This window comes from uncultured Cedecea sp. (genome assembly GCF_947498825.1).
Classification (GTDB): Bacteria; Pseudomonadota; Gammaproteobacteria; order Enterobacterales; family Enterobacteriaceae; genus JGM124.
Genome location: NZ_CANMLV010000001.1, coordinates 535,247 through 547,757, shown reverse-complemented (window position 1 = coordinate 547,757; position 12,511 = coordinate 535,247). Strand labels below are relative to the sequence as shown.

10 protein-coding genes and 1 pseudogene are annotated in these 12,511 nt (G+C 49.4%); 8 read left to right on the top strand and 3 right to left on the bottom strand.

Going from position 1 to position 12,511, the window contains the following annotated elements:
• Nucleotides 1-24 precede the first annotated feature (24 nt).
• The gene (locus Q1A40_RS02655; protein ID WP_299997397.1) at nt 25-846 is read right to left on the bottom strand and encodes a cysteine hydrolase; all 822 of its coding nucleotides are present in this window, start codon (nt 844-846) and stop codon (nt 25-27) included.
• Between the two features lie 269 nt (nt 847-1,115).
• Here Q1A40_RS02655 and Q1A40_RS02650 point away from each other — a divergent pair, with 269 nt between their 5' ends.
• From Q1A40_RS02650 to Q1A40_RS02615, 8 genes and pseudogenes are all read left to right on the top strand, one after another.
• On the top strand, nt 1,116-2,093 hold the full coding sequence (locus Q1A40_RS02650) for a BMP family protein (protein WP_299997394.1): 978 nt from the start codon (nt 1,116-1,118) through the stop codon (nt 2,091-2,093).
• A gap of 5 nt (nt 2,094-2,098) precedes the next feature.
• On the top strand, nt 2,099-3,646 hold the full coding sequence (locus Q1A40_RS02645; RefSeq protein WP_299997391.1) for an ABC transporter ATP-binding protein: 1,548 nt from the start codon (nt 2,099-2,101) through the stop codon (nt 3,644-3,646).
• On the top strand, nt 3,643-4,737 hold the full coding sequence (locus tag Q1A40_RS02640) for an ABC transporter permease (protein ID WP_299997388.1): 1,095 nt from the start codon (nt 3,643-3,645) through the stop codon (nt 4,735-4,737). Before Q1A40_RS02645 ends, Q1A40_RS02640 begins: the two co-directional genes overlap by 4 nt.
• Nucleotides 4,734-5,651 carry an ABC transporter permease gene (locus Q1A40_RS02635; protein WP_299997385.1) on the top strand — a complete coding sequence of 306 codons (918 nt, stop codon included), beginning with the start codon at nt 4,734-4,736 and terminating at the stop codon, nt 5,649-5,651. The genes Q1A40_RS02640 and Q1A40_RS02635 overlap by 4 nt, the downstream gene beginning before the upstream one ends.
• A 12-nt stretch (nt 5,652-5,663) precedes the next feature.
• Nucleotides 5,664-6,353, top strand: coding sequence for a TetR/AcrR family transcriptional regulator (locus Q1A40_RS02630; protein WP_299997382.1), 690 nt, complete (start codon nt 5,664-5,666; stop codon nt 6,351-6,353).
• A gap of 435 nt (nt 6,354-6,788) precedes the next feature.
• Nucleotides 6,789-8,309 (top strand): annotated as a pseudogene (gene ldtD, locus Q1A40_RS02625) (L,D-transpeptidase); the annotation flags it as partial.
• Between the two features lie 250 nt (nt 8,310-8,559).
• On the top strand, nt 8,560-9,108 hold the full coding sequence (locus tag Q1A40_RS02620; protein ID WP_299997380.1) for a YcbK family protein: 549 nt from the start codon (nt 8,560-8,562) through the stop codon (nt 9,106-9,108).
• Between the two features lie 39 nt (nt 9,109-9,147).
• The gene (locus Q1A40_RS02615) at nt 9,148-9,795 is read left to right on the top strand and encodes an MBL fold metallo-hydrolase (RefSeq protein WP_299997377.1); all 648 of its coding nucleotides are present in this window, start codon (nt 9,148-9,150) and stop codon (nt 9,793-9,795) included.
• 76 nt (nt 9,796-9,871) lie between these two features.
• Here the strand turns inward: Q1A40_RS02615 and Q1A40_RS02610 are convergent, their stop codons facing one another.
• The gene (locus Q1A40_RS02610; protein ID WP_299997374.1) at nt 9,872-11,062 is read right to left on the bottom strand and encodes an amino acid aminotransferase; all 1,191 of its coding nucleotides are present in this window, start codon (nt 11,060-11,062) and stop codon (nt 9,872-9,874) included.
• 185 nt (nt 11,063-11,247) lie between these two features.
• The gene (locus Q1A40_RS02605; RefSeq protein ID WP_299997371.1) at nt 11,248-12,375 is read right to left on the bottom strand and encodes a porin; all 1,128 of its coding nucleotides are present in this window, start codon (nt 12,373-12,375) and stop codon (nt 11,248-11,250) included.
• Nucleotides 12,376-12,511 lie beyond the last annotated feature (136 nt).

Here is a 12,511-nt window from a genome sequence, read left to right as displayed (position 1 = left end):
TTCATGCCCGTTTTTTATTCGCTGCTATACCGCCAGTTTCATGGTCTCATCGCCTGGCATGGCGGCTATCAGTCTTGTAGAATCAGAGACAAAGCCTAAGCATTTTCTTACATTCCATAATGTCGCTTCGGTGCAAAAATCGGGTGACGATGTTGCACAACAATCTTCCAGCAGCACACAGCCATAGCCGAGGAAATTTGCATCGGCCAGAGAATGCAGCACACACTGATCGGTGTTAACGCCAGCAAACAGCAGGGTGCGCACACCCAGGTTACGCAGAATACTGTCCAGCGGTGTATCCCAGAAACCACTGATACGGTATTTATCTACCAGGATATCCTCAGGGCTCGGGGCCAGTTCGTCCACGATTGCTGCCGCCCACGAATCTTTTTGCAGTACGCGAGCCCCATGCCCCGGTAAGGCTTCACCCAGTCCAATTCCCTCGCCAGTAGGCTTATAAAGATGATGCTGGTTAGCGGGCATATTCGCCAGGTCAGGGCGATTACCCCAGTTCACCCAGATAACCGGAACCTGCTGTTCACGTAATACCGGTAACAGGCGTTGTAATGGTGCAATTGGTGCACGATCTGCTGCAAAATTGCCTCCAATATGGGAGACCCAACCCGTCTCTGTGCAGAAGTCATTTTGCATATCGATAATGATAATAGCCGTATGATTCAGGTCTATTCTGAGGTTTTGAGGCTCACTGGACAGTGTCGTAATCATCGGTGTACGGGCGGGAACCACCATATCTACCTGAGTTTCATCGCTGTGCCAGCGCGTATTGGTAAACGTCCCCAGTGGCGCGGCAACGCCTGTCGTTTCTCGTATCGATTGTATAGTCATAAGGCGTTCTCCTGTATTGGGCGATGGCCCGTTTGCTTGGGTTAAATAAAGTTCGTTGTTTTGACTGAGTGAACTGACCGGCAATTTATGAAAACCATTCAGTAAAAACTTACTTACCCCATAACACAGGCAATAAAGATGCCAGGATGCCATTCCTCTTTTTATTCATTTAATTGTTTGCTCTTACCTGTGCACTGGCACTGAATTTGCATCATCCATTCAGTAAGAACTTACTTACTCCACACAACACACAGAACAGGGGTTTCGGAATGGCATCTGTCTTATCAATTCGTTTGGTTGTTTCTTTTACCCTGCTTACCGGTGCACTGGTATCCCAGCAGGCGATTGCCTCTGATGCGATGCGCGTTGGCGTGTTAATTCCGGGGTCAAAAATGGATAAAGGATGGATGGAGTCCGGCTATGAAGGGGTCGTTGCCTCGCAAAAGACATTTGGCGATAAGTTAAAAACGCAGATTATTGAAAATATCAATTACGCCGATATGGAACAGGCTCTCACCAACCTGGCGACAAAAAACCAGCTGGTTATCGGAGTGGGGGGACAAACTCAGGCTGCGGTATTGAAGGTGGCTAAACGCTTCCCGAAAGTAAAATTCTCTATTGTTGGTGGGAACGAGATGAAGGCTATGCCGGCCAATGTGGCAGGCTATGATGTCAAACAGGCCGAAATCGCCTTTGTAGCGGGTGCGGCGGCTGCGATGATGACGAAAACCGATAAAATCAGCTACGTAGGGGGAATGGAGATCCCATCTATTGTGAATGCTGGCAAGGAATTTGGTAAAGGCGCGCAGTACATCAATCCGAAAGTCCAGAATTTTGTCAGCTACAGCGGTGATTTTGATGATGTCTCTAAAGCGCATGAAGCGACGCTGGCGGCTATCTCGCAGGGGGCTGATGTGCATTATCATATTCTCAATCTCGGCTTACGCGGCATGGAGCAGGCCGCCCGTGAGAAAAATACCCATATCATAGGTAGCTACACCGCACGCTGTGGCACCGATCCCCTCTATATAGGTTATAGCGTCACCGGTGTTGGCTATCAGGTGCAATACGCGATTGAACAACTTGAAAATAAGACCTGGCAGCCTGGCTATAAAGTCTTCGGCCTCGCTATGGGGCCTCAGGCGTCAGATATGATTGTGTGCAGCTCGACGCCGGAAATCGATGCCAGGTTAAAGCAAATCAAACAAGATATTCAAAGCGGCAAAATTAAAGTGCTGGAAGGATAACCGCTATGGTTGACGCTCAAGGTACGTTTGTTCCTGCGTTATCACTCCAGGGCATTGATAAGTTTTTTGGTAAATTCCAGGCATTATCCAGCATCAATCTGGATCTGTTTCCTGGAGAAGTTCATTGTCTGTTAGGTGAGAATGGTGCAGGTAAATCCACGCTGTGTAACGTTATTTTCGGCGTACATCAGCCTGATTCGGGTGTGATGTATCGCGCAGGTAATCCTTATAAGCCTGTGAGGCCACATGATGCACTGATGGCGGGGATTGCGATGGTGCATCAGCATTTTAGCCTGGTGGATAACGCCACGGTACTCGATAACTTGCTGCTGGGGCAGACGCGAGGCTGGATTAACGCAGGTCAGCAGCAACGGCGAATTGAAGAAACGTTGCAAAGTCTGGGACTGCATCTGGATTTGCAGGCAAAAGTTCAGGCTTTGTCGGTCGGTGAGCGTCAGCGTGTGGAGATAGTGAAATGCCTGCTGCGTGAACCCAGTGTACTGATCCTTGATGAACCCACGGCAGTACTATTGCCAACAGAAATCAGTGCACTGTTGGCCGTCTGTGAACGGGTAGCAAGCTTGGGATGTGCGGTGGTGCTGGTGACTCACAAACTGGCTGAAATCCAGCGTATCGCCACGCGTGCCACGGTATTGCAGAGTGGCAGAGTCGTCACAACATCTACCCAACCGGCACAGGAAATAGAAAGACTGGTGAGCGCCATGATTGACAGACCTGGGCTTGCACAAATACCCGCCCTGACTCCCGTGGCGGTCGCTGAGCATACCCGGCGCTATGCACTGAGTGACGAAGTGTTACAGCTTAATGGACTCACCGTGCGTGATGCTCTGGGGGTGACCCGACTGGATAATTGCACCATGGTAGTGAATCGCGGTGAGATTGTGGCGATTGCCGGTGTTGAAGGGAACGGTCAGAGTGAACTGGGTGCCGTGCTGGCCGGTATGTTGCCGGTTAGCGACGGGCAAGTTTATGTTGCGGGAAAAGAGGTGACTGGCGCTTCCCCGCAGCAAATGACTCGTGCCGGAGTGGGTATTGTACCGGAAGACCGGCATGCGGTGGGGTGTATTACCGAGATGAGCCTGACGGAGAACCTGCTGCTTAATCATATGCACCGCTATTCTCGCTGGGGTTTTTTGCAACGCAGAAAAATGCGCGACGATGCCCGGGCACTGGTCACTCGTTTCGATATTCGTGCCGCGGGAATCGATGTGTCCTTTGGGGGGCTGTCAGGGGGAAATCAGCAGAAAGCGGTACTGGCGCGTGAGTTAACGCTGGAGTCTCTGGTGCTGCTAGTCGCAGCCCAGCCGACACGCGGGCTGGATGTCGGAGCGGTGGCAGCGGTTTATCGCCATATTCAGGATGCGCGCGATCGCGGGGTTGGCGTATTACTGATTTCATCAGAACTGGATGAAGTGCTGTCGGTTGCGGATCGAGTCGTGGTGTTTTATCGGGGCAAAATTATCGGCACCAGTCTGTGCGGGCAACACGATCGCGCGGTCATCGGGGCATGGATGGCGGGGCAAGCAGCATGAACAATCCGTTGATAAAATTAACACCGATCCAGTGGTCTACCTGCCCGCACCTTCGCATTTTACTTGTTATGAGCGGTGCCATTGTGGCTGCTATCTTCGTGGCGATAGTCATGATCCTCAGCTTCGGTGTACCGGTCTCAGAAGCGCTGGCCGCATTTGCTGACGGTGCCTGGGGGTCACCTTATGCCATAGGCGCCTCGATTAATCGTAGTCTGGTCTTTGCCCTTGTGGGGGTGGGTTTTGTACTCGCGAATCGGGCAAGACTGACGAACGTCGGTGGCGAAGGTCAGATTGCTATCGGCGGTATTGCTGCGACGGCAATGAGTCTGTATGGCGGCTGTGAAGGCTTACCCTATGGTTTGGCCTATATTGTGCCGATGTTATGTGCGGCCCTGGCAGGGGGGATCTGGGGGGCGATTCCCGGCTGGCTGAAAGCCCGACTCGGGACCAATGAAGTGATCAGTACGCTGCTGCTGTCATTTATTGCCGTCTGGTTACTCTACTGGTGCGTGCAGTCGGTTGATCTCCTGCGTCAGCCAATGACCAGCGGAGGTACGCTGCCGGAGTCTCTGACCATTCCTGAAACCACGCAATTGCCTCTGCTGTTCCCGGACAGTGGGCTGGGCATACATCTCGGGCTTGCTATCACCCTGATACTGGGCATTGTCATCGCTGCGGTTATCTCACGTACCCGTTTTGGTTTTTCACTCCGTGCGGTGGGATACAACCCGCAGGCAGCCAGGCGTGCCGGGATCGCGATTACCTGGACCATGGTCGCTGCGCTGGCGATTGCGGGGGCTTTAGGTGGGCTGGCTGGTGCAATCATGTTACAGGGGGATCAATATTCGCTTAAAGCAGGATTCTCCTCTGGCTACGGTTTTGACGGTCTGGTTGTCGGTCTGTTAGCACGTAATTCAATAACGGGTGTCTTTGTCGCCGCTTTGTTATTCGGATTTCTGCGTTCTGGCGGCATTAACATGGAAATGGTAGCCCAGGTTCCTGCTGCGCTGGTGCTGGTGGTGCAGGCTATTGTCATTCTGATTCTGGCGGGCAGTACTTTGTGGCTCTCCCGTAAAGGAGAAAAAATATGAGTATGGAACTGCTGGCCATTTTTGCCGCATCATCTATTCGACTTGCGGCCCCGTTGATGATTGCTTCAGCGGGGGAACTGATCAGTGAACGTGCTGGCGTACTGAATATGAGCGTTGAAGGCATGATGCTCACGGGCGCTTTCCTTGGGGTAGCGGGAGCCAGTATGACGGGGAGTGCGGAATGGGGGCTGTTGATAGGTGTACTGGGAGTGATTCCTTTGGCGTTGTTGCAGGCCTTTCTTAGTGTGACGTTACGCGCTAACCAAATCGTCACCGGGATAGGTATCAATATCCTGGCATTAGGGGCGACAACTCTGGCTTATCGGGAAATGTTTGGCGCGCGCTCAAATGCGGTTATCCCGGGCCTGGACAAATGGTCACCACCGTTGCTGCGTGATATCCCTTTTTTAGGTACTGAAGTCTTAAATCAGGTATGGCTGTTTTATCCTGGCTTACTGGTATTACTGTTGTGTGCGGTGGTTATGCGTCGAACGGCATTGGGGATCTCTCTGAATGCGGTCGGTGTCTCACCGCGCGCCGTCGATCAATCCGGTTTGTCCGTTACCCGGCTACGTTATGGTGCAGTAATTTTTTCCGGCATGATGGCGGCGGCGGCGGGATGTCTGCTTTCCATTGGTAATATTCATACTTTTACTGAAGGAATGACTAATGGTATGGGATACCTGGCTATTGCTGCGATTATTTTCGGTAACTGGAAGACTGGCCGTACCGCTTTAGCCTGTCTGCTATTTGGTGCAGCCAGCGCACTCCAGTTTCAACTCCCTCTGCTGGGAATTGAAGTCCCAACCGCGCTGTTAATTATGCTGCCTTATTTACTGGCACTGATAGCCGTAGCGGGATTAATCGGGCGACAAACCGCGCCAGCAGCGCTGACGCAGCCTTATCAGCGCTAAATAAGGATGATAATGATGTCAGATATCAATCAGGATGGGCTCACTGTCACTGAGCGACGAATGTCGGTAAAGCAGCAACAGTTGATGCAAAATACCCGAAAACGTATCTTTGATATTGCATTACAGGAGTTTGCTGATAAGGGCTTCAGTGGGGTTCGTGTCGAAACCATCGCGGCCTTGGCCGGGGTGAATATTCGTATGATTTATCATTATTTTGAGAATAAACAGAACCTCTATATTGAGGTTCTGGAGAGTGTTCTCGGGCAGCTACGCAGTGAAGAGCTTAAACTGAAACTGGATACCCATCAGACAGATTCTGTTGAGGGAATATTGCAGTTGTATGATTTTATCGAAAGCCATTTTTCCCGGCATCGGGAACTGCAATGTTTGCTGCAATGGGAGAATCTTAATAAAGCCGAAACCCTGAAACAGTCCGCCCGAATTCAGGCTATGTCTTTTCCTATTCGTTCTTTGTTAACCGAGCTTATCCAGCTTGGAGAGCGAAAGGGTACCCTGCGCCCAGGTATTGACGCATTACATCTGTACGTTACGTTGGTGAGTCTGAGTGTTTTTCATAAATCAAATGCTTTCACAATATCCTGGATGTTTGAGACCGATTTACTCGCAACAGACTGGCAGCATCAGCATAAACATCAGGCCTATGAGATGATTCGCGCCTATCTTAAACCCCTTACAGACTGATTTATCTTTCTTTTCTCAGCCTATTAACGCATAAAGTATGATATATGGTTTCCTGGTCATCGACTTTGAACGAGTAAATGACTTTGACTATACTGAAGGGAAATCCTGACATCCTTTAACTGGAACAGGTACTGACGACTTTTATTTATCTGAATCACTGGTCCAGGTAATGCGACCCGCCATACTTTAAGTAGCCTGCTCCCGGCCTGTAAGTTTGGTTATCGATTCCGCGCAATACAACGGACACATTAATGAAAGGAGTCTTGGATGCTGATAGCAAAAGTGAATAGTTTTCAATGGATGGTTATCGGTTGTAGTCTGTTTTTGGGACTGGCTTCTGTTTCACGAGCTGATACAGAAACACTGACGACAATAGAACAAACCTCACCGGTGCAAGTGGACACGCCAGTCACGGCAGTGATGCCGTTGACGACTGAGCAGGGGCGGGCGCAAATTATTGCCAGTCTGCCAGTGGGTTATACTCCTCTTTATCTCAATAACTTATCTGAGCTTTACGCCAGCCGTGACATGCAGCCAATGTGGCAGGAAGAGGGCGCAGTACAGGCTTTTTCCCAGCAACTGGCTGAAGTGGCGATGGCCGGTATTCAGCCACAGTTTGCCTATTGGGTTGAGCAACTGACACATCCTTCAGTGCAGGAGGGGGGACGTGATATTGTCCTGTCCGATGCGATGCTCGGATATCTGGATTATATTTCGGGTATCCCTACTGAAGGAAGCCGCTGGTTGTATGGGGGCCGTGTCTATAAGCCAAAAGCACCACCACAAGACATTGTTAACCAGTGGCAGTTGGCTATCAGCCAAGGGAATGCTTCGGCCTTTATTGCTTCACTGGCCCCCACAAACCCGCAGTATATGACTTTGCGTCAGTCATTACATGCTCTGATGCAACCGACAGAAGCCTGGCCTCAACTCCAGGATAAAGTCACGCTTCGCCCTGGAGATCTCAGTCGTGATATCCCGGCATTACGTGAGATTCTGGCGCGTAGCCTCAGTGCGCCTGCGAGTAGTCAGGTAATTGATGAAACTCAGGATTACGGTCCGGAACTGGTTGAGAGTGTCAAACAGTTTCAGCGGCAACAAGGATTAGAGACGGACGGGGTGATTGGTACGCAAACCCGCTACTGGTTGAATGCGACCCCTGAGCAACGTGCGGCGATTGTCGCATTAAATATGCAGCGCCTGAGATTATTGCCAGACAAGGTTGATACCGGGATTATGGTCAATATTCCGGACTACTCATTAGTCTATTATTTGAATGGTAATGAGGCGTTACAGTCGCGGGTCATTGTCGGACGACCGGACCGTAAAACGCCTTTAATGAGCAGTGCATTGAATAATGTGGTGGTGAATCCACCGTGGAATGTCCCTCAGTCCTTGGCCCGTAAAGATATTTTACCTAAAGTACGTCAAGATCCGGGCTATCTTGAACGTCAGGGCTACAGTATCTATCAAGGCTGGAACAAGGATGCCGAAAGTATCAATCCTTGGATGGTGGACTGGTCCACTATCACCGAGCGAAATTTACCTTTCCGCTTCCAGCAGAGGCCGGGACAGAATAATGCGTTGGGTCGTTACAAATTCAATATGCCAAATTCAGAGTCTATTTACCTGCACGATACGCCGAACCATAACCTGTTCCGCCGTGAGGCGCGCGCATTGAGTTCCGGATGTGTTCGTGTCAACAAAGCTTCTGAGCTGGCGAATATGTTATTGCAGGATGTTGGCTGGAACGCTTCCCGGATCTCTGGCGTCGTTGACCGGGGGAATACCACATTTATCCCTATCCGCCAGAATGTACCGGTTATGCTTTATTATTTAACCGCATTCAGTGAAGCTGACGGGCATATCGCTTTCCGTACTGACATTTATAACTATGACAGTGCGGCACGTGTCGGCGCGAATAATGTGAATCGCGCCCGGCTGCTTATCCAGTAAAGGATAAGTGGTGGTAGTATTGATACCCGAATAGCGGATAGCCATTTTTCGTTATTCGGGTAAAACTGCCAAATATACGGTCTTGACGGCTAAACTTTAGCCAGTTAAGGTGAGGGGCGTAAAACCGCGTATTAAATGTACTCTTCTTATTTCAAGTTCCATGGCTGACGTATGCTTAGCCTGTAGCCAACGAACTTGCAGCTTGAAGCATGAAGGGTATAGACAATAATTTTTTTTCAGGCTTGTAATAATGGATAAATTTGACCCTTCACGCCGCAGACTGCTGGCTTTAGGCGGCGTGGCGCTTGGCACGTCGCTGTTGTCGTCTCCCGCACTTGCTACACTCTCTACTCCACGTCCGCGTATTTTGACACTGAGTAATCTTAATACCGGTGAGTCACTTAAAGCCGAGTTCTTTGATGGTAAAGGTTACATCAAAGACGAGTTAACCCGACTCAATCATTTTTTCCGTGATTACCGTGCGAATAAAATGATCGCTATCGATACCGCATTATTTGATCAGCTCTATCGTTTACAAGTTTTACTTGGCACGAAAAAACCCGTTCAGCTGATCTCTGGTTATCGCTCTGTTGATACCAATAACGATCTGCGAGCACACAGTCGTGGGGTAGCGAAAAAGAGTTACCACACCAAAGGTCAGGCTATGGACTTTCACATTGACGGCGTGGCATTAAGCCAGGTTCGGAAAGCGGCATTATCAATGCGAGCGGGTGGAGTCGGATATTATCCGCGCAGTAATTTTGTACATATCGATACCGGACCCGTCAGAACCTGGTAACACAACAAACCGGTGTTTGTTTGCCGGTAATGGAGCAGCATGAATTACCATATTATTCCCGTCACCCCCTTTGCCCAAAACTGTTCATTAGTCTGGTGTCCGGTGACCCGGCAAGCAGCCTTGGTAGATCCGGGGGGCGATGCACAACGTATTAAGCAAGCGATCGCAGAGACGGGAGTTAAGGTCACACAAATCCTGTTGACCCATGGTCATTTGGATCATGTCGGTGCAGCGGCAGAACTGGCGGCCTATTTACATGTTCCTGTTATTGGTCCACAAAAAGAAGATGAATTCTGGCTTCAGGGACTTCCGCAGCAGAGCCAGATGTTTGGTCTTGAAGAGTGCCAGCCTCTGGTGCCAGATCGGTGGCTGGAAGAGGGGGATTCTGTGAACGTGGGGGAAACAATCTTTCAGGTGTTGCACTGCCCCGGTCATACGCCAGGTCATATTGTCTTTTTTGACCCGATTTCCCGATTACTGGTTTCTGGTGACGTTATTTTCAAAGGTGGCGTTGGACGTAGTGATTTCCCGCGTGGCGATCATGGTGCGTTAATCGATGCAATTAAACGCAAGTTGTTGCCGTTAGGCGATGATGTCACTTTTATACCAGGCCATGGCCCACTGTCCACTTTGGGTGAAGAGCGACGGAATAATCCTTTCTTACAAGATGAGCTGCCTGTCTGGTAGGTCTCTGTTAATAAAAAACCGCTGGCACTTTTAGTGACCAGCGGTTTTTTTGACCGTCTTATGCCAGTGTATTGAATTACAGCACTGCTACGATAGCCTCACACAGTGGAGACATATTGTCTGGCGTCAAACCTGCCACGTTGATACGACCTGAAGCCACTGCATAGATACCAAACTCTTCACGCAGACGTAGCACCTGTTCTTTGCTTAAGCCGCTGAAAGAGAACATACCGTTCTGGTTAATAATAAAGCTGAAGTCACGACTTGCTCCTTTTTCTTGCAGGGTCGTTACAAACAGCTGACGCATACGCTGAATACGCTCACGCATCTCTGTCAGCTCTTGCTCCCAGAGGCTACGCAATGCTTCATTACTCAGAATAGTAGCAACAACCGCAGCACCATGCGCTGGTGGATTGGAGTAGTTGGCACGAATAGTGGCTTTCACCTGGCTAAAGGCGCGATCAACGGTTTCGGCATCAGCTGCAACTAACGTAAAGGCACCCACACGTTCATTGTACAGGCCAAAGTTCTTAGAGTAAGAACTGGCGACAATCAGTTCTTTATGGCTTGCGGCAAACAGACGCAGACCTTCTGCATCTTCTTCCAGTCCGCGTGCAAAGCCCTGGTAGGCGAAATCAAACAGCGGTAGCCAGCCTTTTTCCAGCGACATCTCACACAGAGTCTGCCACTGTTCTAAAGTCGGGTCGATACCGGTTGGGTTATGACAGCAACCGTGGAACAGAACGACATCACCCGCCTGTGCCGCTTGCAGACTGTCAACCAGGCCCACGAAGTTAAGGCTATGATTGGTCGCATCGTAGTAGTTGTATTCGCAGATTTCCAGACCCGCAGACTCGAAAACATTTTTATGGTTCGGCCAGCTAGGGTTGCTTACCCAGACACGTTTTGCTGAGGTGTTATGCGCAATAAAATCCGCGGCTACACGCAGTGCGCCGGTACCACCTGGGGTTTGTGCAGTACGTGCCCGTTTGGCTTCGCTAATCGGGCTGCCTTTACCGAATAATAGCTCTTGGGTGCATTGACCAAATGCGGGAATACCGTCAATGCTGAGATAGTTTTTCGTGACTTCATTTTCAAGCAAATAAAGCTCAGCTTTTTTTACGCTGGTGAGAACCGGAGTATTACCCGTTTCATCTTTATAGACACCAATACCCAGGTTAATTTTATTAGCACGGTCATCAGCACGAAACAGATCAGCCAGGCCCAGAATGGGGTCAGCAGGAGCAGCAGTAATGTTCTCAAACATAACGGATTCCATAGAGATAGCGGGATAAATTGATATCAGGTTACCCGCTGTTGTACTAAATGCCAACCGTTTGCAAAAAAAAGAATGAAGGGAAATTATGACGCGGTTTCTTGTGCTTTTCAGACATAAAAAAACAGGACTTACGTCCTGTTTTTAGTCATATCAGACAAATATTTTGCCAGATATTAGAACTGGTAAGCTACACCAACAACACCCTGGTTGTCAGAACCAACCCAGCCGCCGTCAGTTTTCTCAGCTTCTGAGGTGCTCAGCAGGTTTACACGATAGTCAGCATAAACGTTGAAGTTTTTGTTGAAGTAGTAGGAAGAACCTACCTGGATGTATTTAGCCAGATCTGCGCTTACGTCTTTGTTAGCTGAATCCAGGTTCAGACCCTTGCCTTTAGAGTGTACGAATGCCAGGGATGGACGCAGACCGAAATCAAACTGGTATTGAGCGATCAGTTCAATGTTCTGAGTTTTTCTTGCTGCGATATCAGTACCGGTCATGCCATTTGCCACGTTACTCATGTTGCGAGTTTCGGCATATACTGCTGCCAGGTAGATGTTGTTGGCATCATATTTACCACCAACAGCCCATGCTTCAGCATGCTTGGCTTCGTTACCCAGAACCGTTTTCTGCTTGCTGGTACGGTTAGAGTTGCTGTATGCGCCAGTCAGAGCAAAACCTTCAGCAAAGTTATATTCTGCTGAGTAACCTACACCTTCGCCATTCGATTTGGTTGCGTTGTCGCGGTCATTTTTACCCTGGAACTGGATACCGAAGTTCAGACCTTCAACGTGACCAAAGAAGTCAGTGTTACGGTAAGTCAGAACACCAGTAGTACGGTTGTTCATGAAGTTATCAGTGCTACCACCCCAAGTTTCACCAGAGAAAGATGGTGACATATCGGTATATGACTCAACGTCATAAACGATACCGTGATTACGGCCATAGCTCAGGGAGCCAGCTTCACCTGCTTTAATACCAGCGAAAGCCAGACGAGTTACGTTGTCCTGGTTGCCTTCTTCTTTGCTTGCTTTAGCACGATATTCCCAACGACCGAAACCTACCAGGTCAGAGTTGATCTGAGTTTCACCTTTGAAACCGATCTGAGCGTAGGAAGCATCGCTGCTGCCTTTTTTGGTGCCCTTGTCTTTGTCTGCAGTTTGGGTATTGAAGCCACGCTCACCAACAACTTTACCGTAGAAGTCTAATTTGTTGCCGTCTTTGTTGTAGATTTCAGCAGCGTTTACAGAACCAGCTACCAGGATAGCAGGGATGATCACTGCCAGAATATTGCGCTTCATCATTATTTATTACCCTCATTGGTTTTATGAACACCTGCCACTGCCGTCAACAATTCTTTACAAAATTGCCGATGAGAGTTTGGTGTCTTTCTGTGTCTGAGGGCATCTTTCCATCCATGACCATGTTTCGCTAGCCTGA